This is a genomic window from Azonexus sp. (assembly GCF_030824335.1).
Classification (GTDB): Bacteria; Pseudomonadota; Gammaproteobacteria; order Burkholderiales; family Rhodocyclaceae; genus Azonexus.
The window spans coordinates 1-23004 of record NZ_JAVBXX010000012.1 but is presented as its reverse complement, the minus strand read 5'-3'; the positions used below and the strand labels follow the sequence as shown (position 1 = coordinate 23004).

General features: G+C 60.3%; 30 protein-coding genes and 1 pseudogene. 19 read left to right on the top strand and 12 right to left on the bottom strand.

The genetic code is table 11. From position 1 onward, the window contains the following. Window positions 1–107: 107 nt before the first annotated feature. The gene (locus RCI20_RS08980) at window positions 108–680 is read right to left on the bottom strand and encodes a flavodoxin (RefSeq protein ID WP_306604528.1); all 573 of its coding nucleotides are present in this window, start codon (window positions 678–680) and stop codon (window positions 108–110) included. Window positions 681–848: 168 nt separating this feature from the next. On the opposite strand from RCI20_RS08980, the gene RCI20_RS08975 reads away from it, so the two are divergent. Beyond that, window positions 849–2507, top strand: coding sequence for a SagB/ThcOx family dehydrogenase (locus tag RCI20_RS08975; protein ID WP_306604526.1), 1659 nt, complete (start codon window positions 849–851; stop codon window positions 2505–2507). Further along, window positions 2504–2944, top strand: coding sequence for an ankyrin repeat domain-containing protein (locus RCI20_RS08970; RefSeq protein ID WP_306604524.1), 441 nt, complete (start codon window positions 2504–2506; stop codon window positions 2942–2944). The genes RCI20_RS08975 and RCI20_RS08970 overlap by 4 nt, the downstream gene beginning before the upstream one ends. A gap of 349 nt (window positions 2945–3293) precedes the next feature. On the opposite strand, the gene RCI20_RS08965 is transcribed toward RCI20_RS08970, so the two are convergent. From RCI20_RS08965 to RCI20_RS08955, 3 genes are read right to left on the bottom strand one after another with little or no spacing between them, the layout of a single operon-like run. Beyond that, window positions 3294–3680: a hypothetical protein gene (locus RCI20_RS08965; RefSeq protein WP_306604522.1), complete on the bottom strand. Its 387-nt coding sequence runs from the start codon at window positions 3678–3680 to the stop codon at window positions 3294–3296. Beyond that, complete coding sequence (locus tag RCI20_RS08960; RefSeq protein WP_306604520.1) at window positions 3664–4389, bottom strand: hypothetical protein; 726 nt, start codon at window positions 4387–4389, stop codon at window positions 3664–3666. Before RCI20_RS08960 ends, RCI20_RS08965 begins: the two co-directional genes overlap by 17 nt. Window positions 4390–4404: 15 nt before the next feature. Beyond that, a complete protein-coding gene (locus RCI20_RS08955; protein ID WP_306604518.1) occupies window positions 4405–4857 on the bottom strand; it encodes a helix-turn-helix domain-containing protein in 453 nt (150 codons plus the stop codon). Between the two features lie 57 nt (window positions 4858–4914). On the opposite strand from RCI20_RS08955, the gene RCI20_RS17740 reads away from it, so the two are divergent. From RCI20_RS17740 to RCI20_RS08905, 11 genes are read left to right on the top strand one after another with little or no spacing between them, the layout of a single operon-like run. After that, window positions 4915–5142 (top strand): DNA-binding protein, encoded by a 228-nt coding sequence (locus RCI20_RS17740; protein WP_373691504.1) that lies wholly within the window; start codon window positions 4915–4917, stop codon window positions 5140–5142. 48 nt (window positions 5143–5190) lie between these two features. After that, the gene (locus RCI20_RS08950) at window positions 5191–7458 is read left to right on the top strand and encodes a Mu transposase C-terminal domain-containing protein (protein ID WP_306604516.1); all 2268 of its coding nucleotides are present in this window, start codon (window positions 5191–5193) and stop codon (window positions 7456–7458) included. Between the two features lie 51 nt (window positions 7459–7509). Beyond that, window positions 7510–8232 carry an ATP-binding protein gene (locus tag RCI20_RS08945; RefSeq protein ID WP_306604514.1) on the top strand — a complete coding sequence of 241 codons (723 nt, stop codon included), beginning with the start codon at window positions 7510–7512 and terminating at the stop codon, window positions 8230–8232. A 20-nt stretch (window positions 8233–8252) separates the two neighbouring features. Next, a complete protein-coding gene (locus RCI20_RS08940; RefSeq protein ID WP_306604511.1) occupies window positions 8253–8723 on the top strand; it encodes a phage protein GemA/Gp16 family protein in 471 nt (156 codons plus the stop codon). Next, window positions 8716–9027: a hypothetical protein gene (locus RCI20_RS08935; protein ID WP_306604509.1), complete on the top strand. Its 312-nt coding sequence runs from the start codon at window positions 8716–8718 to the stop codon at window positions 9025–9027. Before RCI20_RS08940 ends, RCI20_RS08935 begins: the two co-directional genes overlap by 8 nt. Beyond that, complete coding sequence (locus RCI20_RS08930) at window positions 9024–9314, top strand: phage protein Gp27 family protein (protein ID WP_306604507.1); 291 nt, start codon at window positions 9024–9026, stop codon at window positions 9312–9314. Before RCI20_RS08935 ends, RCI20_RS08930 begins: the two co-directional genes overlap by 4 nt. Continuing rightward, complete coding sequence (locus tag RCI20_RS08925; RefSeq protein ID WP_306604505.1) at window positions 9311–9610, top strand: hypothetical protein; 300 nt, start codon at window positions 9311–9313, stop codon at window positions 9608–9610. The genes RCI20_RS08930 and RCI20_RS08925 overlap by 4 nt, the downstream gene beginning before the upstream one ends. Beyond that, window positions 9607–10119 (top strand): hypothetical protein, encoded by a 513-nt coding sequence (locus RCI20_RS08920; protein WP_306604503.1) that lies wholly within the window; start codon window positions 9607–9609, stop codon window positions 10117–10119. Before RCI20_RS08925 ends, RCI20_RS08920 begins: the two co-directional genes overlap by 4 nt. Before the next feature lie 12 nt (window positions 10120–10131). Next, window positions 10132–10662 carry a host-nuclease inhibitor Gam family protein gene (locus RCI20_RS08915; protein WP_306604501.1) on the top strand — a complete coding sequence of 177 codons (531 nt, stop codon included), beginning with the start codon at window positions 10132–10134 and terminating at the stop codon, window positions 10660–10662. Further along, window positions 10662–10838, top strand: a complete 177-nt coding sequence (locus RCI20_RS08910; protein WP_306604499.1) for a hypothetical protein — start codon at window positions 10662–10664, stop codon at window positions 10836–10838. The genes RCI20_RS08915 and RCI20_RS08910 overlap by 1 nt, the downstream gene beginning before the upstream one ends. Window positions 10839–10846: 8 nt before the next feature. After that, the gene (locus RCI20_RS08905; protein WP_306604498.1) at window positions 10847–11371 is read left to right on the top strand and encodes a hypothetical protein; all 525 of its coding nucleotides are present in this window, start codon (window positions 10847–10849) and stop codon (window positions 11369–11371) included. Window positions 11372–11582: 211 nt separating this feature from the next. Here RCI20_RS08905 and RCI20_RS08900 read toward each other — a convergent pair whose 3' ends face one another. From RCI20_RS08900 to RCI20_RS08880, 5 genes are all read right to left on the bottom strand, one after another. After that, on the bottom strand, window positions 11583–11987 hold the full coding sequence (locus RCI20_RS08900; protein WP_306604496.1) for a type II toxin-antitoxin system VapC family toxin: 405 nt from the start codon (window positions 11985–11987) through the stop codon (window positions 11583–11585). Further along, the gene (locus RCI20_RS08895; RefSeq protein ID WP_306604493.1) at window positions 11987–12259 is read right to left on the bottom strand and encodes a hypothetical protein; all 273 of its coding nucleotides are present in this window, start codon (window positions 12257–12259) and stop codon (window positions 11987–11989) included. The genes RCI20_RS08900 and RCI20_RS08895 overlap by 1 nt, the downstream gene beginning before the upstream one ends. 65 nt (window positions 12260–12324) lie before the next feature. Then, the gene (gene bioA, locus RCI20_RS08890; protein ID WP_306604491.1) at window positions 12325–13668 is read right to left on the bottom strand and encodes an adenosylmethionine--8-amino-7-oxononanoate transaminase; all 1344 of its coding nucleotides are present in this window, start codon (window positions 13666–13668) and stop codon (window positions 12325–12327) included. A gap of 19 nt (window positions 13669–13687) precedes the next feature. After that, the gene (locus RCI20_RS08885; RefSeq protein ID WP_306604489.1) at window positions 13688–14860 is read right to left on the bottom strand and encodes a DUF2863 family protein; all 1173 of its coding nucleotides are present in this window, start codon (window positions 14858–14860) and stop codon (window positions 13688–13690) included. 29 nt (window positions 14861–14889) lie between these two features. Beyond that, a complete protein-coding gene (locus RCI20_RS08880) occupies window positions 14890–15894 on the bottom strand; it encodes an AAA family ATPase (protein ID WP_306604487.1) in 1005 nt (334 codons plus the stop codon). A gap of 115 nt (window positions 15895–16009) precedes the next feature. Here RCI20_RS08880 and yaaA point away from each other — a divergent pair, with 115 nt between their 5' ends. Beyond that, window positions 16010–16783 (top strand): peroxide stress protein YaaA, encoded by a 774-nt coding sequence (gene yaaA, locus RCI20_RS08875; protein ID WP_306604484.1) that lies wholly within the window; start codon window positions 16010–16012, stop codon window positions 16781–16783. Between the two features lie 118 nt (window positions 16784–16901). Here yaaA and RCI20_RS08870 read toward each other — a convergent pair whose 3' ends face one another. Together RCI20_RS08870 and RCI20_RS08865 are read right to left on the bottom strand one after the other, a co-directional pair. Continuing rightward, window positions 16902–17396: a Dps family protein gene (locus RCI20_RS08870; protein ID WP_306604482.1), complete on the bottom strand. Its 495-nt coding sequence runs from the start codon at window positions 17394–17396 to the stop codon at window positions 16902–16904. 149 nt (window positions 17397–17545) lie between these two features. Next, window positions 17546–17983 (bottom strand): putative toxin-antitoxin system toxin component, PIN family, encoded by a 438-nt coding sequence (locus RCI20_RS08865; RefSeq protein WP_306604480.1) that lies wholly within the window; start codon window positions 17981–17983, stop codon window positions 17546–17548. A 64-nt stretch (window positions 17984–18047) separates the two neighbouring features. Between RCI20_RS08865 and RCI20_RS08860 the strand changes: the two genes are divergently transcribed. The 4 genes from RCI20_RS08860 (at window position 18048) to RCI20_RS08845 (ending at window position 20977) form a co-directional block, all read left to right on the top strand. Then, window positions 18048–19028, top strand: coding sequence for a tRNA-dihydrouridine synthase (locus RCI20_RS08860; RefSeq protein WP_306604478.1), 981 nt, complete (start codon window positions 18048–18050; stop codon window positions 19026–19028). Then, the gene (locus RCI20_RS08855) at window positions 19025–19693 is read left to right on the top strand and encodes a tRNA (guanosine(46)-N(7))-methyltransferase TrmB (protein WP_306604476.1); all 669 of its coding nucleotides are present in this window, start codon (window positions 19025–19027) and stop codon (window positions 19691–19693) included. Before RCI20_RS08860 ends, RCI20_RS08855 begins: the two co-directional genes overlap by 4 nt. 45 nt (window positions 19694–19738) lie before the next feature. Then, window positions 19739–20056 carry a YkgJ family cysteine cluster protein gene (locus RCI20_RS08850; RefSeq protein ID WP_306604473.1) on the top strand — a complete coding sequence of 106 codons (318 nt, stop codon included), beginning with the start codon at window positions 19739–19741 and terminating at the stop codon, window positions 20054–20056. A gap of 75 nt (window positions 20057–20131) precedes the next feature. Next, entirely contained in the window at window positions 20132–20977 is an 846-nt protein-coding gene (locus RCI20_RS08845; protein WP_306604471.1) for an HDOD domain-containing protein, read from the top strand. A gap of 32 nt (window positions 20978–21009) precedes the next feature. On the opposite strand, the gene tal is transcribed toward RCI20_RS08845, so the two are convergent. Next, complete coding sequence (gene tal / locus RCI20_RS08840; protein ID WP_306604469.1) at window positions 21010–22047, bottom strand: transaldolase; 1038 nt, start codon at window positions 22045–22047, stop codon at window positions 21010–21012. A 328-nt stretch (window positions 22048–22375) separates the two neighbouring features. Here tal and RCI20_RS08835 point away from each other — a divergent pair. After that, window positions 22376–23004, top strand: a pseudogene (locus RCI20_RS08835) (aconitate hydratase B); the annotation flags it as partial.

Sequence of the window (23004 nt, the reverse complement as noted above, 5' to 3'; positions counted from 1 at the left end):
GATATGCCCACTATCAAGCTGCAGGCCGAACCGGAGCGTGTAGCGCCTAAGTCATCGACTGCGTTGGTTTACATCGCCGGAAGTATACCTTGAGGCCATGATTATCATCAGCTAGCCGTTGCCTGCGGTGTATCGAGCAGTTTTTCCTGCAGCAGCGGCGTCACCTGGGCGAGCCAGGCATCGATGCGCTCATCGGTGAACATGCCTTGCGTGCGTTGATCGATGATCAGGCCAACGAAGCGACCGTCGACCACGGCGGCCGAATGCTCGAAGGTGTAGCCAGCGGTCGGCCAGTCGCCAACGATATCAGCCCCCCAGGCACGGAATTTTTCGACCAGCGCAAATAGCGAACTGGCAAAACGGTCGGCGTAGCGTTCCTGCGCCCCGAGGCCGAAGAAAGCAATGCGTTTGCCGGTGAAGTCCGGGTTTTCCGGGCTTTGTGCGAAGAATTCGGCCCAGTTCGGCTCGAAGCAGCCGGCTTGTTTGCCGGGGATTTCGCCGACGCCGTAACTCGGTGTACCGAGGATCAAGGCATCGTATTTCAGCATCTCGTCCATGCTGATGCGATTCACGTTGATCGGTTTGTCGCATAGCGCATCGCCCAGTTTTTTCTGGATTTTCTTGGCGACCAGTCGCGTGGTGCCGGTTTCTGTGCCGAAGAACATTCCCATCGTTTTCATGTCCACTCCTTGGGGCTCAAGCGCTAGTCAGCGCATCGGGTTGGCAGGCTTGCTTTCCGATCTCCCTTGCAGGGATGGTGCCAGCCCGCAGGGTTTGGCTAACTGACTGATTTCATGCGGGCATGGCCCTTGCTGAAGATGAACGAATTGACCGGAGCAAGCTTATTCATGTCGGATGTCGCACAAAACTCACCATTGCTCGCCTATCACGCGCGGACCAAACATCGCTTCGAGGCCTTCGCCGAAGGCCCCGGGCAACTCGACTGGGACGCCCAGCCCGACCCATTCCGCCGTTATCCCGGTGCGCCGCGGCTTGAACTGCCGTTATCGGCCGATCATTTCGAACGTCCCTACGGTGCATTGACTAGCGCAGACCGACCGACGGTGGCGCCGGACTTGAATAGCCTGGGCGCCTTGCTCGAACTGAGTTTCGGCATTTCGGCCTGGAAAAGCTGGGGACCGAATCGTTGGGCCTTGCGCTGCAATCCCTCGTCCGGCAACCTGCATCCGGTCGAAGCCTATGTGCTGGGGGCGGGGCTGCCCGGCCTGCCGGACGGCTTGCATCACTACGATCCGAAAGATCATCTGCTGGAAGGGCGGGCCCTGCGGCCGGCCGACGGCACACGCTGGCTGGCCATCGGCTTGAGTAGCGTGATGTGGCGCGAAGCCTGGAAATACGGCGAACGCGCCTTTCGTTACTGCCAGCTTGATGTCGGACACGCCATGGGCGCCCTGGCTTACGCGGCGGCCCTGCTGGGCTGGTCCATCACCCCGCTCCGGGTGCCCGGCAATACTTTGACAAGCCTGCTGGGACTGGATCGTCCGGATGATTTCCCGCCGTCCCGCTTCGCCTTCACCGAGACCGAGGAAGCGGAAATCCTGTTGTATGTTCAGGCGCCCGGTCTAGCGCAGCCGCCGGCAGAACTGGATGCCTGGCTGGCCGACGCTGTTTGGCAGGGAATGCCCAGTCAGGTCGATCCGGCACCCGGGTATCGCTGGCCGGTCATCGGGCAAGCCGCTACGGCCAGCCGAATGTTGCGGTCGACCGACAAAAACCTTGATTTTCCCGACTATCCCGCCCTGCCGGCTCACCCGAGCCGCAGCGGTGCGGCGCAGATCATCCGCCAGCGGCGCAGCGGCCAGCGTTTCGATCCCAAAGCCAGCCTGGACAAGGCGGCGTTTTATCGCCTGCTCGACGCCACATTGCCGCGTCCCTTGGCCCCCTTTTTCGCCCAGGAAGCCGTGCCGGCCATCCTTCTGTTGCTCTTCGTGTTGCGGGTCGATGGCTTGCCCAGTGGCCTTTACTGCTTGCCGCGCACGCCGGAAGCAGCGGCTGCGCTGCCCGGATTGTTCGCTGATGGGGATGACCGTTTTGCCGGCCAGGCGTTGGTGGCCGACAGCGATCCGGACTGTCCGGCGCATCTTGGCTTGCGCCTGCTGGCGCCGCTAGGTCTGCAGGAAATGCAGCGCCTGGCCCGCGCCTTGTCGTGCCATCAGGACATTGCATCGACCAGTGCCTTTTCACTTGGCATGCTCGGCGATTTCTCCGGCGTGGCCGAGGACGGCTACGCGTATCGCCAGTTGTTGCGTGAAGCCGGCCTGATCGGCCAGGCGCTGTACCTTGAAGCGGAAGCCGCCGGTGTGCGCGGGACCGGCATCGGTTGCTTTTTCGACGATCCGGTGCACCAGGCCTTTGCGATCAATAACCCGCGTTGGCAGAGCGTTTATCACTTCACCGTCGGTACCCCGGTCGTCGACGAGCGCATCGAAACCGGACCGCCGTATCCCCACAGAAACCCAGCGCACCATCCCGCGGAGAATCCATGAATCCGAATCTTGCCGCCTTTCTCGATCAACACGGTTTTGCCCCCGACAATCTTTCGGCCCTGCAGGCCGACCGCCGTTTCACCCCGCTCATGCGGGCGGCGAAGGAGGGGCGTCTGGATATCGTCGAGGCCTTGCTGGCCAGCGGCGTCGATATCGCGGTAAGCAATGCCGATGGCTGTAACGCCTTGTGGCTGGCTTGCTACAACGGCGATCACGCCTTGATCGAGCGCCTGATTGACGCCGGTATCGACATCAATCGGCAAAATGGCAACGGGGCGACCTGTTTGATGTATGTCGCGTCGAACAGCAAGCCCGATCTGGTCAAATTGCTGCTGGAGAAGGGGGCCGATCCGGGCCTGAAGAATTTCGACGACTTCACCGCCCGCGATCTGGCGGCAACACGCGAGTGTTTGCAGTTATTGCGTCGGCTTGCTTGATGGTAGGGGGGATTGTTCTTTTCCGGAATGACTGGATGCCATTGAGCCGGAAAATAATGGGATTTGACGGGAAGAGGCTGGAAAGAGTGGGATGGGGCCGAGGGTGGCCAACTGAACGTCAACCGTGCATTAACTCTATATAAATCATCGATTTATTGCAACAGCAAGGGAGGCCGTACACTGTCGGGGCGGCTGCGGAAAACCGAATAAGGATGGTATTTAGGATGTTTTTCGGATGCAAAATCGGATGTTCAGGAATGATAGAAAATGGTCTACGGATGCCATTTTCTGAACACGGACTACCCTCAGAACAAACAACTAGCACGCCTTTTTGGATGCCAGCCCCGAGTCATCTCAGCTTCTCAGCAGCCGACCAATGAGCCATAGCCACAAAACCGGCAACGAGGGCGGCGATTGAGAGCGTTCCCTTCCATGACTCAGGTAGCCACGGAATATTTATTAGAAGCATCCCGCAAACGGCCAGCACACCACACACTTGCGCCCTGCCCACTAGTTCTTTGCACCGCGCCTCCCGTGCCAGTGCCGCAAAATGGCCGGCAATGTTGTAACCGCACTTGGGACACTGTGCGGCAAAGCGACTGGCGGGCTTCCAGCAGGATGGGCAATCCGTCAGATTGGGATTGTTCGGGTCGAACGGATCGTCCTGGCCGATGGTTAGATCACCATCGACGCGCCCGACCTGAATATTGTTGTCACCATCAATTCTCTGCTTCATACATACGATCCACCCAGCGTTCGATATGAGCGACCCAGTTGGCATGCTGTCTTGGGTCAAGGTTCTTATGGGTGTCTGTGCCGAATACCCGGCGCATCTCATCCTTAACCTCCGGGCTGCTTGGCTTCAGGCTAAGGTGGTCCAGCAACTCCTTTTCTCTCGCGAACAACTGACCACGCGTGTGCTGGTAGCCTGGCTTCTTCGCCGCCTTCTCGACCTTCCCCGCGATGGTGTTGTCGTACTTCCCTTCAAGATATTGGAGGATTTCCGGCGACCGGCTTTCAGGCCAGTCCCAAATGATCGTCCAAGGTAGTTCTTTCGGAATGTGGAAATCCTTCTTGAAGGTCGCATACAGGGTCTGATAGGCCGACTTTCCGAACCGTTTCTCCCGCTCTGTCCCGAGTTTGCCGAAAGATTCCTTAATCTGCTCCTTGAGTAGCCCGTTGGCACCAATGCTATCCGGTGCTGGCGTGATCTCGATTTTCGGCCCCTTAGTTGTGCGGATAGTGATGCCGCCCGCCCCGCCGCCGATCTGCACGTTGCCGTTGCCTTTGATGGACTGGCGGACAACCTTGCCGCCTGCTGCCTGGATGTTTTGCTCTCCCTCAATCGTTTGAGACGGATCCGCCTTCCGGCGAGTGGCCTTTGGTTTGGCTGGCGTTGCCGCCTCCAATGCCTGGCGCAGCTTCACGATTTTTTCGTCTTCCATGCCCTATCTCCCTTGTTAGGCAACCAGTCTTAACACCATGGCAGCAGCGGTTTTCACCCGTTCCGGCTTGTCCTCCGCCATTTCGCAGAGGGTGAACACCGCTTCAGCGAATTTCTCAGGGGGCAAAAAGCGCTGTTCTCTGACTTGCCAAGCTTGCAGCTCTTGAATAGCCAAACGTACAACATCTCTATCGTGAACCGCTGTATCGAGAGGCTGGCTAGTTCCGGTAGCGGCAGGCCTGTTGCCAGTAACGAGGTAAAGCGCATCGGCACCGTGAGTACAAAAGTGCTCAATCACGCTAACACTGGGAATCGCGGCCCCTCGTTCGTACTTGCCCCACATTTCACGCCTAACCTCGGCAAAATCTGCCGCCTGCTGTTGAGACAGCTTGAGGCGCTCGCGTTCAGCTTTTAGGCGGTCGCCGATAAATTGCGACTCAAAACACTCATTTTGTGTTGACGTGAGCACTTTAATACTCCATTATTTCAACCATAACGAACCAAGATTAACCGTAAGGATAGTCGAATGCTCACGCTAAGAACACCTCAAGATGCACGAAATCAGTTTGATCGTGAAGGTCGGTCAATTTCTGGTTGGGCTCGTGAGAACGGATTTTCACCCGCAATGGTTTATGCCGTACTTGCTGGGAAAAAGGCATGCAAACGGGGTATGGCCCACAGGATTGCTGTCTTGCTTGGCATCAAGGAAGGCGTCATTGACGGAGAGGGCACTACGCCTTCATCTGGGCAATAACCCGCAGGCCAACGCTATACCAGTCTATACCGACACCGAGCATCCATCATGCTGCTGACCGATCAACGGGACCAGAACGCCAGAACGACCGAGCCGCCCGCCGGCCTGATCGTCGGAGCGCCCGCGTCCCGCCCCGCTTTTCCTGTGCCGCATCAGCCCGCTACGGCGTTGGCAGCGGCGGCAAGCGGGCATTGGTTGAGTCCCTTGGCGTTTTCTGAATTGGCTGGTATTGCCGAGCGCAATGGGAGAGCCGCTCTATCGAACGCCGTTCAGGGCAAGACTTGGAACGGCCACTCCCTACAAGTCCGCGAACTGGAAGGCCGTCGAGGCCGTAGCGGCAAGAACTACGAAGTTTACGCCCCCTCGCTCCCCCCGGCGCTCTACGCCAAATGGATCGCCGGCCAAGCGGCCCAACCCCAGCCGCAAGCCCCCGCCGTCACCCTGACGATTCCCGTCATCCAGTGCGACCCGACCGCCGCCAAGCGGACTGAAAAAGCCCTGTGGATACTCGGCCTGATCCGGCCCATTCTGGGACTGACCAAGAGCAGCCCGGAACGTGCCGCCGCTATCGCTGATGTGCTGGGCCGGACGCATACCCGCCCCGATGGCAAGGCGGTCACGGTCGGCAAATCCCAGCTTTACGAATGGCTCAAGCGCTATGAAGAGGAACTGGTTGACGGCCTGAAACCCCGCCAGCGGGCCGACCTCGGCACGCGCCGGGTGCTGATTACCCGCGAATGGGATGCCGCCTGCCCCCTGGGTGAAGGCGCACAGCAAGCGATTGCCGAAGCCCTGGCGGATTATGTGCGCTCGCTGTGGGCATCCGGTGCGGCGGGCTGGCGGGTGATTCAGCAGTTCGCCAATCTGAAGCTGGAAGACATGTCGCGGGCCTCCGGCTGGAATGCCCCGCCGATGGAATTGAAGCCGGCCTGCATGGTGACGCGGGCCTTCGTCGAACAGCACCGCAAGAGCAGCCTGCTGGCCGTCGCCGACAAGGACGCCAAGCTGTTCTTTGACGTGCATATCCCGCGCATCCGGCGCAGTCGGGCCGATTTGAAGCCGATGGACGTCATCGTGGGCGACGTTCACCCCATCGATATCGCCATTCCGCGCCCGGATGGCTCGATTGCCTACCCTCGCGCCATCTGCTGGCACGACGTGGCGACCAATCGCCTGTTTGTCTGCCTGGTGCTGCTGGAGAAGGGCGAAGGCGTCAAGCAAATGCACGTCGCATCGGCCTTTGCCGCGATGTGCGCCGCCTGGGGCTTGCCGCTGACGCTCTACCTGGATAACGGCAGCGAGTATTCATGGCACGAAATGATGGCGGCTTTCTCGGAGATTTCCCGCCTGACGCAAAGCCTGCAACGGCAGTTCTCGGTCGGCGAATTGCCCGGCAATGGCGAGTTGCGTGAACTGGTCAATGAGCAGCGGCAAGTGATCCGCGCCAACCCCTACAACGCCCCGGCCAAGCCGATTGAAGGGCTGTTCTCGGTGATCGAAGGCACCGTGCTTTCGATGATTCCGGGCTGGACCGGCGGCGACCGCATGCGGGCCAAGACCCACAACGTGGGCAAGGCACCCGAGCCGTACCCCGGCACCTGGGAACAATTCCATGCCGACTTCGAGACGGCGCTGGGCTTTTATCACCAGACCCTGCAAGGCGGGACGATGGACGGCCTCAGCCCGTCACGGGCCTACGGCACCCACATTGAGGCCGGCTGGACGCGCACCCACGTGGAAGAGCGCGTGCTGCTGATGGCCTTCGCCGAGGAAGACACCCGCAAGGTCAGCGGCGGCTATATCTCGTGGGACGGTGCGGAATATTACGACGACGCCTTGCTGCGTTTCACCGGCCATACCCTGACCGTGCGTGTATCCCGCCACGACCCGCGCTATGCCTTCGTCTTCGATACCAACCGCGCCTTGATCTGCGCGGCGGGCGTGGCCCCGGTCTATGGCTTCCTCGACCCGGCCGGGGCCGAGGAGCAGGCCCGGCGCAAGAAGGTGCTGATGCGCTACATCGCCGAGCTGCGCGAGAACGTTTGTCGGCTCGATCTGGTGGCGGAAATGCGCAAGGTGGTGGCGGCCAGCGGCCCGATGCCGCAGGCGCAGGTCGGCGCAACGGTGGCGATGTCCGATGCCGCGCAGCAGATGGTGGATGCCCTGGTGGCGAAGCAAACCGCCGCATTGGCCGAGACAGAAAGCACAAAAGCCGCAACGGCAGACCCGAAGCGGCTTTCGCAGTGGAGTTCGCCAGACGAACACGACCCGTATTTAGCTGCGGTCGAGTTCGCTGACGAGGAGGTTGCGCCGTAAGCCTGGCAGGGCCGAAGACGCGATTTTGAAACGTAAGCAAACGGAGTCTACATGACTAAAACCATTGAAACAAGACAAGTCCGGGACGCGATTCGCATGGCGCAGTCCGTCATGGACTCGCTCGAAACCGGCCCTATCGGGCAACTGGTGGGTGAATCTGGGACGGGCAAGACGTGGGCGGGGAAATGCCTGGTCGAATGTCTGGGCGCTGTGCGTGTGTGCTGCGTGCAGGGGATTTCCAACAAGGTGCTGGCCGCGAAGATTCACAAGGCTTTCGGTGCCGAGAAGACGCCGGGTAGCGCAAACAGCCTGATTGGCAAGCTGGAAGAACTGGTGGCCGGCAAGCTCCTGGTAGTGGATGAAGCCAATCATCTGCGCTGGCAGCAGCTTGAACTGCTGCGCTACCTCGCCGACGAGGCTGGCATGGGCTTGATTCTGGTCGGCACCGACCTGATGGACCGGCCGTTCAAGGATGGCCGCACCGCCACCTATCTTGCACAGCTTGCCAGCCGGATCGGTGCCAAGCGGGTGCGCTTCGAGCGCCTTACCGCCTTGGAAGAAGTGGCCGGCTACATGATCCAGCCGCACTTCGGGAAGGTGGATAAGGCCACGGCCAGCGCCTTCCACAAGCAGGCCAAGGGTTACTGGCGGGATGCGGCGGAACTGGCCGCTGCTTGCCGCCGCGTAATGGAAACCCAAGGTCTTGAGAAGTTGAACCCCGTCGTTGTCGAGGCCGCCGCCAACTGGATGGCACCGGCCCGGCTGCCGACCTGATGGAGGAAACCGCAATGGCCATGAAGAACCCCACCCAACTGCGTGCCGCCCTGATCGGGAAAGTGCACACCCTCGCCAAGCGACTGGGCTACGAAGAAGACACTTACCGGGTGGTGCTGCTGACGCAGACCGGCAAGACCTCGTGCAAAGACATGAGCGACAAGCAGCTTTCGCGGCTTGCTGATGTACTGGATTGCCTTGCCAAGGGCAAACCCCTGCCGGATGCCAGTAACGCCCCCAAGGCATCAGCCAAGGGCTTGGCGGGGCAAACGCTGCCCACCGCCAAGCAGTGGGAGACGCTGGCCGCTCTCGCCAGTCGCGCCGGCTGGACCGGACTGGAAGATTTTCGGCTGGTGGGCTTTGCCCGGCATACGGCCAAGGTGGTCGAACTGGGCGAATTGTCCCGCGCCGCCATGAGCAAGGTTATTTCCGGGCTGTCGCGGATGCTTGCGCAGCATGCCCATACCACAGGGGAAGTCGGTCATGCCTGAGCAAATGCATACGTTGCGCCAAGCGCTGCAAGCGACGGACAAGTCCCCCGTTCCGCTTCACAAGCATGGTGCCTTTGATGACCTGACGGCCCACCTTGAATTCATTCAACTGGGGATTGCTGCGCTCAAGGGGATCGGCGCCATGCTGCAACCCGAAACCCACGACCAGCAATTGAACGCGGCGCACAGCAGCGATGCCGCCGCCGTCTTCGAGTTCTTTGGGGAGGCTTTGAAAGACTCAGCCAATGAGGCTTATGACGCCAAGGAGCGCCTGGAGCAAGCCGCCCGAGGTGAACAGTCATGACCCGCAGAAACTCGATTGACGGCTTTCCGCCGGAAGTGCGCCGAATGATCCAGCGCCGGCTTTATCAGCGCGGATTCCAGGACTACGCGGGACTGGTCAAGGAATTGGTCAGCGAAGGCTATGCCGTTTCCAAGTCGGCGCTGCATCGCTTTGGCAGCAAGTTCGAGGCCCGCGTCAAGCGGGCCGAACTGGAGAAGCTGATGGGGCCGGAAGTGCCAGCCGCTGGCAATGCTTCCGGGGGCGAGCAGCTTGATTTCCTCGATGTGCTGGAAGGAGAGACGGCATGACCTCCGGACCGCATTTGCCGCCGGCCCCGCCGAACCCCCACCGCAAGAACCCGAATGCCAGCGTTCTGGAACGGCTGTCCGCCGTCTATTCGGCGGTGATGCAGCTTTCCGAGCAGGGCTACACGGTGGAAAGCATCGACGTGAATACCGACCGCCCGAAGTTGGTGGTGTTGCCGGGCAGCCAGGGCAAGCCGCGGGCGGCAGGGGAAGTGATCGGGGCCAAGCGGGCCTGTGGATGTTTTGTGTTTTGGGTAGCGCCGGCCTGCGGCGCGGAACTGACGGGAGAGACGGCATGAACGCAACGATTCGAGTCATGCCCATCGTGCGCAATCTGGCCGCCATCGCGGCGGAACGCGCTCTGGGCAGTGAATGGAAGGAACACCCGATGTTCGGCATCGAGGTGTATGGCGACGCCTGGGCGGCGAAGTATCAGGAACAGATGACGCAGTTGCAGACGGCCTTGGCCGAGTTCGGCAAGCCCCATGACCCCGCTATCGATCAGGACGAAGCGATTAGCCGGGCACCGGCCACCTTCGAGGATGCCCACCGCCGCCTGAAAGGCGTGGTCGATTGGCTGATTGAGCAGGGTTTCTCCGCGCTGGCCTATTCGGTTGGCGGTCGGGGTTTCCCGATGGTGCAAATCGCCTATTCGGAGTCGGCACGGCGGGAACTGCGCATGGTTGGGGCGGGCAGTCGGACGGATGCCAGCGGCAAGACCTTCACCCGCTTCACGGCACAGCGTAACGGTGTGCGCATCTGGTGGGAGCGGGAAGAAGGCCGTTGGAGCTACAGAAAACCGGTTTAAGGAGGATCAGAGATGGCAAAAGCAGCAACCCGTATCAAGAGCAACGCCGCACTTCACCCCGTACCGCAGAGCCGGGACGAAGTGAACGACGCGATTGCAAAAGTCGGCATCGCCCAGCGCGAACGCGCCCGCATCCAGGCGGACATGAACGACGAAATGGCGAAGACCAAGCAGCGCTTCGAAGAGGAAGCCAAGCCGTTCAATGAGCAGATCGAGGCGCTATCCAAGGGCGTGCAAACCTGGTGCGAGGCGAACCGCGCCACCCTCACCAAGGATGGCAAGGTCAAGTTCGCCAACTTCCCTGCGGGTGAAGTGAAGTGGCGCATGCGCCCGCCCAAGGTGACGCTGCGGGCCGTGGATACGGTGCTGGAGACGCTGAAGCGCTTGGGTCTGAGCCGCTTCATCCGCACCAAGGAAGAGCCGAACAAGGAAGCCATGCTGGCCGAGCCGCAGGCACTGGAGGGACTGGCCGGGGTGAAGTTCGAGCAGGGCGAAGATTTCGTGATCGTGCCGTTTGAAACCGAACTGGAGGAGGTGGCCTGATGAAGCGCAACAAGGTGGCAGTCATTGCCGAGGCAGACGACCCGGCCAAGGCGGAATTCCTCAAGGGCGAGGACGGTAAGCGGCTGCTCTTTGCTAGTCACGAGGAGGCGGAAGAGTGGCTGGCAGAGAACAGCAAACGGGGCGTGGATTACCGCCCATTTGATGGCACGGACTGATAACAACGATGATGACCACGAACGATTTCCAAATAGTCGGCATGACCGGAGATGCTACTGAATTCCACGGCGTCGCATGTTCTGTTGGCATGACGCCTGACCTGCTGACCGAGCTTTCCGGGTATCAGAAGTTCCCCAAGACCGCTGCTGAGTTAATCAGGGTTGCCGGCCTTGAGGCTGCGGCTCGCCTTATCTCGGCATGGGGAGGACAGGAATGGCCGGTGCCGATTCGGATTGGGGGAGGAAACCCCGCTGGGTTACGACGCTATACCCAACTGATTCGATTGGTTGGCGAGCCGGCAGCACAACGTATCGTGAATTGGTCGGGCGGCAGCAGGCTTATGATTCCGAACCTAAAGGAAATTAAGCATGTCCGCACTCAGCGCCTGATTCGCGTCGAGTATGACCATCTTGTCACCAAGGGCGGATTGAGTTCCCCTGATGCGGTGTTTGATCTTGGGGTGAAGTATGGACTTGCCGGGCGCACAATCGAGAACATCATCAAGCGGCCAGACGATGAGTTGTCGCAGTGAGTAGCAAAACCTGCAACGTAAACGGCCCGGAAACGGGCTTTTTACGTTGCAGGAATTCCGGAATAATTAAATCCGCGTTCCGGCTTTAATATGGCCGTTTTCCGGAATAGTTTTGTCCCGCCTAATGGTTGTGCCGATTTTGTGCATTTTGTGCAGTCGACCGCAATCAGGGGTGCTTATTTACCCAGTTTTTCTTTTGCATGGCTCAGCTTTAAACCAGCGTGAAGTGTTTGCGGCCGGGTAGGCGGTAGGTTTCAAAGTCGGCGCGGTCCAGCGTCCAGACTTTGGTGCTGCCGGTTTTCAGGGCGGCGATTACCAGCGAGGCGTCGGCCAGGTCCATCGGGCGGTCGGCGTAGCGCTCGATCCAGTCGATAGCGCTGACCAGTTCCTCGCGCCCCAGCGGCATCAATTCAAGTCCGCCGCGCTCTATCCAGTGATAGAGCGGCAAGGTGGCATTGATGGAATCGGCCATATGGGAAAACTCGGTGAGCACGGCCCAGGTGGTGAGCAGGCGACCGCGATAGTGCTTGAGGTATTCAGTGCAACCGAGATGAAATTTGTCCCGTTTGTTGGCGAGGGCAATGAGGGGGCCGGTATCGACGAGCAGGACTTCCATTATTCGGGCACCTGTCCGTGTTTGCGGGCGATGGCGGCGCGAACGGTTGCGCGGCTGTTTTCGGCAGCGTTTTCATCGAGTTCCAGGCTGTCGATGGAAGCGATGAAGCCGCTTTCGCAGGCCAGTTCGTAGGGCGTTTTAAGCGTTGGCTCGGCGATGAAGTGCTTCTCTAGAAGCTCAATGATCACCTCCGACTTGCTCCGCCGAGTTTCCACGCAATAGCGGGCCAGCGTTTGTTCTAGACGCTGGGGAATGCGAACGGTGGTGGTCATGCTTGGTCTCCAATGCAGGTTTGTATTAACGGTAATACAGTGGCGCATAGGATGCAAGTGGTGGTCTAGCGTGCTCGCTCAAGTGCGCCGGAGATGGCGCGGGCCAGATGTTCTATTTCCTCATCGCTGACGATGTACGGCGGCATCAGATAAACCGTGTTGCCAATCGGCCGGATCAGCGCCCCATGATCCAGCGCGGCGCGGTAGAACTTGCGCGAGAAATGCGGGTCGTCGGTGTTCACGTCGAAGGCCGCGATCATGCCGCGTTGGCGAAGGTGCTTGACTTGAGGATGCTCTGCTAGCGGTGCCAGGGCGGCGGCGATTTTTTGCGCTTTTTGGCGGTTGACCGCAATAACGTCGTCCTGCGCGAAGATATCCAGCGTGGCCAGCGCGGCGCGGCAGGCCAGCGGGTTGCCGGTGTAGGAATGCGAGTGCAGGAAGGCGCGGGCGACCGAGTCGTCGAGGAAAGCGTTGTAGATGGTGTCGCTGGATAGCACGATGGACAGCGGCAGGTAGCCGCCGGAAATGCCTTTCGACAGGCACATCAGGTCGGGCCGGATCTCAGCCTGTTCATGGGCGAAGAAAGTCCCGGTGCGCCCGCAGCCCACCGCAATCTCGTCGCAGATCAGGTGCACTTCGTAACGGTCGCACAACTGACGGGCGAGGCGCAGGTATTCCGGGTCGTACATGACCATGCCGGCGGCGCCCTGGACCAGCGGTTCGACAATCAGCGCGGCAGTGCGTTCGCCGTGCTTTTCCAGCCAGCTTTCCAGCGCGCTGGCGGCGCGGTGGGCCACGTCAGCCGGCGTTTCGCCGGCTTCGGCCAGCCGGGAATCGGGCGAGGGCAGCACCTGCGCGGCGCCACGCACCAGCGGCGCATAGGCGTCCTTGAAAATCGCCACATCGGTGACGGCCAGCGCACCGACCGTTTCGCCGTGATAGCTGCCGGCCAGACAGAGGAATTCCGCTTTCTCCGGCCGCCCGAGGTTGCGCCAGTAATGAAAGCTCATTTTCAGCGCAATTTCGGTGGCCGAAGCGCCGTCCGAGGCGTAGAAGGCGTGGCCGAGCGATCCTGCGGTCAACGCCGACAAACGCTCGGAAAGCTCGACTACCGGCTGGTGCGTGAAGCCGGCCAGCATGACGTGTTCCAGCGTTTCCAGTTGCTCGCGCAAGGCGGCATTGATGCGCGGATTGGCGTGGCCGAACAGGTTGGTCCACCACGAACTGATGCCGTCGAGGTAAGGCTTGCCGTCGAAATCGTAAAGCCAGGCACCCTTGCCGCTGGCGATCGGGATCAAGGGCAGATGCGTCGGCAGTGCGGCCTGTGCATGGTGCTGCATCTGCGTGCACGGATGCCAGACGGCGGCCTGGCTGCGGGCCAGCCAGTCCTGATTTGCCGAATGCGCCATGACCCGCCCCGTCAATCGCTCAGTGCAGCGCCTGCGAGTTGCTCATCGCTTCTTCCGGCATTTCGGCGTGCACCATTTCGCCGTCGATGTTGGGGAATAGCGGGGCACCACAGTCGTCGCAGAATTCCATCGGGAAGTGGTGGTCGAGGAAGCGCACTTCCTTGAGGCCGGCTTCGCGCAGTGCGGTTTCGATTTCGGCGGCGATATCGGTCGCGTCATCTTCGCCACCGAGCAAGGGCCAGACGATGCCGTGGAAAGTTTCGTTCCTGTCCTTCGGGCCAAGGCCGACGCGGTATTCCTCCATGCGCTGGTCGTAGCACGGGCCGATGACGGCGCGGATGTCTTCCGGTGCCAGGTTGAGCATGGTTTGCAGGAAGGCAATCGAGGCTTTGACCGAATAGGGACGCGACAGACGGTCGGCATTGCGGCAGCCGGCGTGGTAAGCATCCGGCAGCAGCGGTTCCCAGGCGCAGCCGGTGAGCAAGGGTTCGAGGCTGGGGCTGCCCTGCTTGATCCATGCCTTCAGTGCGTCCTCCTTGTTGCCGTCCTTCTCATTCCAGCGGAACAGGGCTGCGCCACGCGGCACGACGATGGCGCCGATCAGGTAGCGGACGTCGGACAGAAAGCGGTTGGTTTCGGCCATTTGCGAGGCGTCGACCGCAAGATGCTGGCCGGCCAATGCGGCTTCGCCCAGTTCGCGGGTCAATTGCCAAGTGTCGCAGAAGCTGCGCGGTAATTGGTCCGGGCTGAACAGGAAATCGGCGACAGCCAGCTTCGCGTCGCCGCTCAACACATGCGCGCCAAGCTGGACGCTCAGCGTTTGTACGGCGCTCTTCGGCAAGGCGCAGGCGGCGATGGAAAAGCGCGACCAGGCCATGATCGGCGCGGCGAACAATTGCACGTCGTAAGTCTGGCCAGCGATCTCGAAACGGTGCGTTTCGGCCCGCGCTTCGACCATGTCGGCCAGTTCGTCGTGGGCACGCGGATTGGCCTCGAACAGGCGGTCGAGTGCCATGTTGATGTCGTCCTCAGCACCGTTCTTCAGCAGCCCGTCAATGCTGTCGGCCAATTGGGATTCCCAGTAGGCATCTTCCAGTTTGCCGCCGGAGTCGGAGAGTCCGGTAGCCAGGCGCTGTAGTTCTGCCGCGTCGCGCGAAAGACGGTCGCGCGCGCCGAAACGGGTACGTTTCATGAGGATTCCAAAAATTCAAAGGAGTAATTTTACCCGCGTTGCTCCCCGGTCGTCTTTTGCGGTGGCGCAAACAACGAATGAAAGTGCACCCGGGTGCCGGGTGGATCGTCGGGCAGGGCATACAGGACGGGCGTCATCAGTTCCTCGAAAATGCCGCGCAGGCTGCGGGCGCCGACCTTGTATTCGAGCGCCAGTTCGGCAATCTGGGCAAAAACGGCGGGGCCAATGCTGAGTTCTGCACCTTCAAGTTGGAAAAGTTGCTGGAATTGCCGATACAGGCTGTCTTCCGGCGTTTGCATGATGCGCACAAAATCTTCGCGGGTGAGCGATTTGAGGCGGGCAACGACCGGCAGGCGGCCGGTGAATTCCGGAATCAGGCCGAATTCGAACAGGTCGGTCGGCTTGATCCGACTATTCAGGCGGTCGATCAATTGCCCGTCGTCATCCGAGGTCGTGCCGATGAAACCATACGAGTGGCGGTTGGCCATGATGTGTTCCAGACCGACGAAAGCGCCGCCGCAGATGAACAGCATGCGCCGGGTGTCGATCACCGTGCCGTCGGAAAGCCGGATCAGGCTGCCTTCCATGATCTTGAGCAGCGCATGCTGAACGCTGCGCCCGGCGCCGGCGCGTTCCGGGTCGCCCGGATTGGCCAACTTGTCGATTTCGTCGATGAACACGATGCCGCAACTGGCGCGCTCGATATCGCCGCCTGCCTGTTCGAGCAGCCGTTGCATCAATGCTTCCAGTTCGTCGCCGACGAAACGTGATTGCGCCAGCGTTGTTGCATCGGCGGTGACGAAGGGGCGTTTCAGGCAGGCGGCCAGGGTCGAGCAGAGCAAGGTTTTGCCGGTACCGGTCGGCCCGACGAGCAGGATGTTGCTCTTGGCCAGCGTCAGGTTCTGGCGGGTGCTGGCCGCCTCCATGGCGACTTTCTGGAAATGGCTGTAGATGGCGACGGCCAGCGTTTTCTTGGCATCGTCCTGGCCGATCACGTATTGATCGAGATAGGCGGTAATTTCGCGGGGCTTCATGGCGGCGTCCGGTTGGGCAGAAACAGCAGAGTTTACAAAGGCTCAATGTAGCAGAAGTGCGCTATCGGCGATTTCCAGTAATATTTCGGGCTCATCCACTGTCCGAGCCCGCATCGTGCTGATCTTCCTTTCCCCGGCAAAATCCCTCGACTACAAGACGCCAGCGCATGTTGCAACGCATACGCAGCCGGCTTTCCTGGATCGCTCGGCAGCCCTGATCGAACAATTACGCACCCTGTCGCCGGCCGATATCGCCAATCTGATGGACCTGTCTGATCCCTTGGCGTTGCTCAACTTCAACCGCTATGCCGACTGGTCGCTGCCTTTCACCCCAGACAGTGCCAAGCAGGCGGTGCTGGCTTTCGACGGCGACGTCTACGACGGCCTGGCCGCCAAAACGCTGGCGGCAGACGATCTCGACTTCGCCCAGCAGCACGTGCGCATCCTGTCCGGTTTGTACGGCATCCTTAAACCGCTCGACTTGATGCAGCCCTACCGCCTGGAAATGGGTACCAAATTCAAGAATGCAGCCGGCAAGGATCTTTACGCCTTCTGGGGCGAAACGCTGCTCGACGCAATCAATGCCGAACTCGACGCCATGCCGCATCCTGTTGCGGTCAACCTCGCTTCCGAGGAATATTTCAAGGCGGCGGTCGGGCGAAAACTGAAGGGGCGCTTGATCCAGCCGGTGTTCGAGGATTGGAAGAACGGCAAGTACAAGATCATCAGTTTCTACGCCAAGCGCGCGCGCGGGCTGATGACGCGTTACGCAGTGCTCAACCGACTGAACGAACCGGAAGGGCTGAAAGGCTTCGATTACGACGGTTATGCCTTTGCGCCGGAAGCGTCGGATGACAAGAGCTGGGTGTTCCGGCGGCGGGAAGGGTAAAGCAGCGAAGGGTGAAATAAAAAGGGCTGAAACTTGATGTTTCAGCCCTTTTTTTCGCTTTTTTGCAGTCGACCCAAAGATTCTCTTTGTTTCTACGGCCGCAGAATCTATCTGAAAATCACTCTTCAAGCAGGCTACGCAGCATCCAGGCCGTCTTTTCATGCACTTCCAGGCGCTGCGTCAGCAGGTCGGCGGTCGGCTGGTCGTCGGCTTCGGCAACCACCGGGAACAGCTTGCGGGCGGTGCGGGCGGTGGCTTCCTGGGCGGCAACCAGATGGCGGATCATGTCGTCGGCGCTTGGTACGCCTTCGACTTCCTTGATCGAGGCGAGCTTGACGAATTCCTTGTAGGTGCCCGGTGCCGGGAAACCCAGGGCGCGGATGCGTTCGGCGATCAGGTCGAGTGCGTTCCACTGTTCGGTGTATTGACCCATGAACATGACGTGCAGACTGTTGAACTGCGGGCCTTTGACATTCCAGTGGAAGTTGTGGGTCATCAGGTACAGCGTGTAGCTGTCGGCCAGCAGGCCGGACAGGCCGGCGACAATCTTCTTGCGGTCGGCGTCGGAAATGCCGATGTCGATGCTCGGGGCTTTGGTTTTCTTGGTGCTCATGTCGGTTCTCCTGAAATCAAGGTGGCGGTTTGGTAGCGACGCTGGCGAAACTCGGCTGGCCGTTCCCGGATGAATCCTGTGTGGGCAAGGGTTTTACGTCTTGGCCTAAATATAGCCCATATCGCGCCGGCTATGCCAATGGCGCAAAGCTATCGGGGTGATTGCCCGATTTGATCGAGCAGTAGCGACGCGTCTTTTGGTTTCATGATGCGGAAGCCGAGTTTGGTGCGACCACGCAGTTTGAGCAGCGCCTTGTCCTTGCTGACCAGCCAGTCGGCGCCGCTGCGCGCGCTCAGTTCAAGGAATTTCTGGTCGTCTCTGTCCTGGCAGCGCGGCAGTGGCGGCGCTTCGCCGTCGGGGATCGTGGTCACCAGGGCGCTGTAGCGGGCGTAGCGCTCGGTGATCATCTCCGGCGTCAGCTTCAATTGCGGGTAGGTCAGGACGCGGCGAAGCTCGTCTAGCGTGCGATCGTCGACCAGGCATTCGATGCGCCCGGCCTCCAGTGCGGCCATGATCGGGACGGCGTCGACATTGCCCCAGTGGAAGAGGTCGAGGACCACATTGGTATCGAGAACGATGCGTAACATGGGGCGGGATTATAATGCGCGACCGTTTTTAAACCTTCTCAAGTTTCCGTCCGAAAGTCGCCCCATGCCCCGAATTCTGCTTGCCCCGCTGGAGGGCTTGGCCGATCCGCTGATGCGCGATGTGCTGACGGCCATCGGTGGTTACGATTGGGGGATTTGCGAATTCGTCCGGGTCTCCAACAATTTGTTGCCGGTCAAGACGCACCAGCGCATCTGTCCGGAATTGCTCAATGGCAGCAAGACGCCATGCGGTACGCCGATGCGCGTGCAATTGCTGGGTTCCGATCCATATTTCATGGCGGAAAACGCCCGCCGTCTGGTGACGCTGCAGCCGGCCGGTATCGACATCAATTTCGGCTGCCCGGCGCCAACGGTGTTTCGCCATCGCGGCGGTTCGGCCTTGCTGGGCGAGCCGCAATTGCTCAACGACATTGTCAGTGCGGTGCGCGCCGTTATTCCGGTCGACATCCCGTTTACGGCAAAAATGCGTCTGGGCATCGAAGACGATTCGCTGGCCGTCGATAACGCGCAGGCGATTGAAGCCGGCGGGGTCGATGAGTTGATCGTGCACGGCCGGACCAAGGTCGATGGTTATCGGCCACCGGCCAAGTGGGCGCAGATCGACCGGGTGCGGGCGGCGGTACGCATTCCGATCATTGCCAACGGCGAGGTATGGACGGTTGAGGATTTTCACCGTTGCCAGCAGGAAAGCGGCTGCGCCGACATCATGCTCGGCCGCGGGGCGCTGTCCGATCCTTTCCTGGCGCTGAAGGTACGCGGCACTAGCCTTGGCGACCATGATGCATGGACCGCACTGGCGCCCGGCTTGGCCGCTTACTGGCGGGGCGTGCGCCGACTGGTGCTGCCCGACCATGCCGGTGGTCGCCTCAAACAGTGGTTGATGTTGCTGCGTCGCCAGTATCCGGAAGCCGAAGCTTTGTACCTGCGCCTGCGCCCGGTCAAGGCGGCAGAAGATATCGACGCGTTGTTGCTGGCGGCCGGGATTCTGCAAGCCCCGCCGGACAACTGCATGGTGGCGCATTGATGGAAGCCAATTCACGTTTTATCAGCAGCGCCCAGACGGGCCCGCATCGCGATCTGGACGATCTGTTGCACCGCCATCTGGCGCATCCGTTCAGAAAGCCGATTCTCGACCATAACCGGGCGGCGTTTGAGCTGGCGCTGGCGGCGCACGGCGCATGGAATCCCCGGGCGCCGATCATTCTCGATGCGGGGTGCGGGGTCGGCTGGAGCACCTTGCGCATCGCGGCGGATTTTCCCGAACATTTTGTTTTTGGCGTCGATCAGTCGGTTGACCGCATCAGTCGTGGCAAACCCTTGCCGCTGCCGGAAAATGCCTTGCTGGTCCGGGCCGATCTGGTCGATTTCTGGCGTCTGCTGGCGGAAAGTGGCATTCGGCTGGCCCGTCATTACAACCTCTACCCGAATCCGTGGCCGAAAATCGGCCATCTGGCCCGACGCTGGCACGGTCACGCGGTGTTTCCGGTGTGGCGCGAACTGGGTGGCGAACTGGAGTGCCGCAGCAACTGGCAGATTTATATTGAAGAGATGGCGCAGGCGCTGAGTCTGCTCAGCGGCCGGCCGGTGGCCGCAGAACCTTACGCGACCGATGATCCGATGACGCCGTTCGAGAAAAAGTACCTGGCTTCCGGGCATGCGCTGTGGCGTTGTCGTGCGGATTTTGGCTAAAGCGAACTAGATGCAACAAATGGACGCAACATCGATGGATGCAACATGAGTGTCTGCCAGACTTGCGGCGCCTGCTGCGCCAGCTTTCGCGTCGATTTTCATCCGGTCGAGCTGGCCGGCGGTGCCTTTGCCTGGGGCGAGGGCGTGCCTCTTGCCATGACGCAGCCTGTCACGCCAGCCATCGTTCGCCTGTGCGGGACCGACGATGCGCCGCCGCGTTGCATCGCCTTGGCGGGTGAAATCGGGCAGCAGGTCAGTTGCACGATCTACGATGCCCGGCCATCGCCTTGCCGGGAGTTCGATGTCGAGCACGCGGCGTGCAATCGGGCAAGGCAGCGGCACGGGCTTGAGTTGCTGAGTTAGTTATTACTTTCGTTCTATGGTCCGCATTTTGTCCAACTGGTAATCTGTCGGACAAAATTACGAGAGTCGGTAACGATGAGCGCAATGATCAACGAACAGCAATTGCAAACCATGCTGAATGGTGTGGACATTCCTCCTTGCCCTGCCGTTCTTTTGGAACTCGATGCCGAGTTGAAAAAGGACGATTCGGATCAGCGCGAGTTGACCCGGATCATCACCAAGGATGTGGCGCTGTCCGGGCATGTCATGCAGTTTGCCAATTCGCCGGCGTTTTCCTCCGGGCACAAATTGGTTTCGGTGACCCAGGCGCTGAATGTGCTGGGGACGCGCCAGGTATTCAATTTGGTGGTGTCGCAACTGCTCAAGGTGGCGATGGCGGGGAAGCAGGATATCGGGATGGATCGTTTCTGGGAAACCTCCGCCCTGACGGCCCGTTTATCGGCTGAAATCGCCCGTCGCCTGCGTTGCGTCCGGCCCGATATTGCCTACACCTTCGGTTTGTTTCGCGATTGCGGCATTCCGCTGTTGATGCGACGCTTTCCGAATACAAAAGCGGTGCTGGCTGAAGCCAATGCAGCAGAAGATGTGATGTTCACTGAAGTCGAAGATCGGCTTTTGGGTACCAATCACGCTGTCGTCGGCTATTTTCTGGCGCGTCGCTGGTTTTTGCCGAGCGAGGTGGCCGAAGCCATCATGCATCACCACGATTACCGCTGGTTGCACCAAGCCGACGAATCCACCCGCATGGTACGGGCGCAGATCGCGGTTTCGGTCCTGGCTGAACACGTTATCCGTCTGCACACGCAGGGCGATGGCGAGCAGGAGTGGATCAAGGCTGCACCGGCGGCTTGCGAATTCTTCGGCCTGTCGCTCGGCGCAGTCGATGATTTGATCGAAGACTTGCGCGACTGGCTGGGCTGACCCAGCCAGTCCTTACATCCCCGGTGCGCTGCTCAGCGTACCAGATCAAGCAATTTGGTAAATGCCTCGGCGAATTGCGTCAGGCCGGCCGATTGCAGTTCTTCACCCACCGTATCCAGATCGATACCCAGCGCAGCGACTGCGGCCAGTTGATGCGCTGCCGAGACAGCATTTTTTTCCAGTGTCGCCGCGGCTTCGCCGTGATCGCGGAAAGCCGCCAGCGTGGCGTCCGGCACGGTGTTGACGGTGCCGGCGCCGATCAGTTGTTCGACGTAAAGCACATCGCGGTAAGCGGGGTTCTTGCTCGAGGTCGACGCCCACAGCAGCATTTGCTGACGGGCATTACCGGGCAGGGCGGCAGATTCCTGCCATTCGGCAAAGGCCTGGCTGGCCATCGCGATGGCAGTCTTGCCTTGCAGTTCAGCCGGCAGCTTCGGATCGAGCAGGCTGTCCAGTCGGCTGATGAAAACGCTGGCCACCGACGCAATACGGTCGACCGGCAAACCGGCGGCAAAACGCCGTTCGATACCGCTGCGATAGGCGGCTTGCACATCGGCAAGCTGGCCCGGTGAGAAGATCAGCGTGACATTGACGTTGATGCCGTCGGCGATGCTATCGGCAATGGCGCTCAGCCCGGCCTGGGTGGCCGGAATCTTGATCATTGCATTCGGCCGGTCGATTTCCTGCCACAGGCGGCGTGCTGCGGCGAACGTGCCGGCGGCGTCATCGGCCAGGCTGGGTGAGACTTCGAAACTGACGAAACCGGCGGCGCCTGCGCTCTTTTCGTAAAGCGGACGGAACAGGTCGCAAGCCTTCTGCACATCCGGCAGCACCAGCATTTCAAAGCGTTTTTCCGGGTCGACCGCAGAATTCTGCAGATTTGCCACGGCGGCCTGGTAAGCACTGTCGGTGCGGATCGCATTGTAGAAAATGGCCGGGTTGGAGGTGACGCCGGCAATCGCATCGTCGGCGATCCAGCGGGCCAGTTCGCCCGATTCGAGCAGTTGGCGGGAGAGATTGTCGAGCCAGATCTGCTGGCCGTACTGCGAGATTGCGGCGATGCGGGACATGTTTTGTCGTCTGGAATGAAAGCGGCAAGTCTAGCAGCCTGTGTGGATAAAGAACATTTATCCCCGTTTGACTCGGATAAGCCTGTGGATAAGCTTGGGACAGATGCCTCAACTCGTTGAGCAGCAAGGTTTTTGCGGTCGACGCCTAAAAAACGGGCAATTTGCATCTGTGCGAGCGACGGATATGGCGAACAGGTGAACTAACATATAAAATATATAAGACCTGCGGACCTCAGCGTTGGGGGCTGTATCCCGAACCATCTGACGGTCGCCGTTGTCGTAAAATATTCGTTTTCCCTAGAGCAACCCTTTACGAAAGGAAGTCGCCGTGCTTGAAGCTTACCGCGCACACGTTGCAGAGCGTGCAGCCCTCGGAATTCCCCCGCTGCCCCTGTCCAAGCAACAGACCACCGAACTGGTCGCCCTGTTGAAAAATCCGCCGAAGGGCGAAGAAGCTGCCCTGGTCGAGCTGATCACCTACCGCGTGCCGGCCGGTGTCGATGACGCCGCCAAGGTCAAGGCCGAGTTCCTGGCCAAGGTTGCCAAGGGTGAAGAAACCTGCGCGCTGATTTCCAAGGAAAAGGCTACCGAACTACTCGGCACCATGCTCGGCGGTTACAACGTCAAGCCGCTGATCGACCTGCTCGGCTGCGCCACCTGCGGCAGCGTTGCCGCCGAAGGCCTGAAGAAGACCCTGCTGGTGTTCGACTTCTTCCACGATGTCGCCGAACTGGCCAAGGCCGGTAACGCCAATGCCAAGGCTGTCATGCAGTCCTGGGCCGATGCCGAGTGGTTCACCTCGCGTCCGGAAGTTCCGGCTTCGCAGAAGCTGACCGTCTTCAAGGTCACCGGCGAAACCAATACCGACGACCTGTCGCCGGCACCGGATGCCTGGTCGCGTCCTGACATCCCGCTGCACGCGCTGGCCATGCTGAAGAACCCGCGTCCGGGTATCGA

Excerpts from the sequence above, each read along its gene's own strand:
- RCI20_RS08980 (WP_306604528.1), bottom strand. The coding sequence starts at position 680 with ATGAAAACGATGGGAATGTTCTTCGGCACAGAAACCGGCACCACGCGA.
- RCI20_RS08975 (WP_306604526.1), top strand. The coding sequence starts at position 849 with ATGTCGGATGTCGCACAAAACTCACCATTGCTCGCCTATCACGCGCGG.
- RCI20_RS08970 (WP_306604524.1), top strand. The coding sequence starts at position 2,504 with ATGAATCCGAATCTTGCCGCCTTTCTCGATCAACACGGTTTTGCCCCC.
- RCI20_RS08965 (WP_306604522.1), bottom strand. The coding sequence starts at position 3,680 with ATGAAGCAGAGAATTGATGGTGACAACAATATTCAGGTCGGGCGCGTC.
- RCI20_RS08960 (WP_306604520.1), bottom strand. The coding sequence starts at position 4,389 with ATGGAAGACGAAAAAATCGTGAAGCTGCGCCAGGCATTGGAGGCGGCA.
- RCI20_RS17740 (WP_373691504.1), top strand. The coding sequence starts at position 4,915 with ATGCTCACGCTAAGAACACCTCAAGATGCACGAAATCAGTTTGATCGT.
- RCI20_RS08950 (WP_306604516.1), top strand. The coding sequence starts at position 5,191 with ATGCTGCTGACCGATCAACGGGACCAGAACGCCAGAACGACCGAGCCG.
- RCI20_RS08945 (WP_306604514.1), top strand. The coding sequence starts at position 7,510 with ATGACTAAAACCATTGAAACAAGACAAGTCCGGGACGCGATTCGCATG.
- RCI20_RS08940 (WP_306604511.1), top strand. The coding sequence starts at position 8,253 with ATGAAGAACCCCACCCAACTGCGTGCCGCCCTGATCGGGAAAGTGCAC.
- RCI20_RS08935 (WP_306604509.1), top strand. The coding sequence starts at position 8,716 with ATGCCTGAGCAAATGCATACGTTGCGCCAAGCGCTGCAAGCGACGGAC.
- RCI20_RS08930 (WP_306604507.1), top strand. The coding sequence starts at position 9,024 with ATGACCCGCAGAAACTCGATTGACGGCTTTCCGCCGGAAGTGCGCCGA.
- RCI20_RS08925 (WP_306604505.1), top strand. The coding sequence starts at position 9,311 with ATGACCTCCGGACCGCATTTGCCGCCGGCCCCGCCGAACCCCCACCGC.
- RCI20_RS08920 (WP_306604503.1), top strand. The coding sequence starts at position 9,607 with ATGAACGCAACGATTCGAGTCATGCCCATCGTGCGCAATCTGGCCGCC.
- RCI20_RS08915 (WP_306604501.1), top strand. The coding sequence starts at position 10,132 with ATGGCAAAAGCAGCAACCCGTATCAAGAGCAACGCCGCACTTCACCCC.
- RCI20_RS08910 (WP_306604499.1), top strand. The coding sequence starts at position 10,662 with ATGAAGCGCAACAAGGTGGCAGTCATTGCCGAGGCAGACGACCCGGCC.
- RCI20_RS08905 (WP_306604498.1), top strand. The coding sequence starts at position 10,847 with ATGATGACCACGAACGATTTCCAAATAGTCGGCATGACCGGAGATGCT.
- RCI20_RS08900 (WP_306604496.1), bottom strand. The coding sequence starts at position 11,987 with ATGGAAGTCCTGCTCGTCGATACCGGCCCCCTCATTGCCCTCGCCAAC.
- RCI20_RS08895 (WP_306604493.1), bottom strand. The coding sequence starts at position 12,259 with ATGACCACCACCGTTCGCATTCCCCAGCGTCTAGAACAAACGCTGGCC.
- bioA (WP_306604491.1), bottom strand. The coding sequence starts at position 13,668 with ATGGCGCATTCGGCAAATCAGGACTGGCTGGCCCGCAGCCAGGCCGCC.
- RCI20_RS08885 (WP_306604489.1), bottom strand. The coding sequence starts at position 14,860 with ATGAAACGTACCCGTTTCGGCGCGCGCGACCGTCTTTCGCGCGACGCG.
- RCI20_RS08880 (WP_306604487.1), bottom strand. The coding sequence starts at position 15,894 with ATGAAGCCCCGCGAAATTACCGCCTATCTCGATCAATACGTGATCGGC.
- RCI20_RS08870 (WP_306604482.1), bottom strand. The coding sequence starts at position 17,396 with ATGAGCACCAAGAAAACCAAAGCCCCGAGCATCGACATCGGCATTTCC.
- RCI20_RS08865 (WP_306604480.1), bottom strand. The coding sequence starts at position 17,983 with ATGTTACGCATCGTTCTCGATACCAATGTGGTCCTCGACCTCTTCCAC.
- RCI20_RS08860 (WP_306604478.1), top strand. The coding sequence starts at position 18,048 with ATGCCCCGAATTCTGCTTGCCCCGCTGGAGGGCTTGGCCGATCCGCTG.
- RCI20_RS08850 (WP_306604473.1), top strand. The coding sequence starts at position 19,739 with ATGAGTGTCTGCCAGACTTGCGGCGCCTGCTGCGCCAGCTTTCGCGTC.
- RCI20_RS08845 (WP_306604471.1), top strand. The coding sequence starts at position 20,132 with ATGAGCGCAATGATCAACGAACAGCAATTGCAAACCATGCTGAATGGT.
- tal (WP_306604469.1), bottom strand. The coding sequence starts at position 22,047 with ATGTCCCGCATCGCCGCAATCTCGCAGTACGGCCAGCAGATCTGGCTC.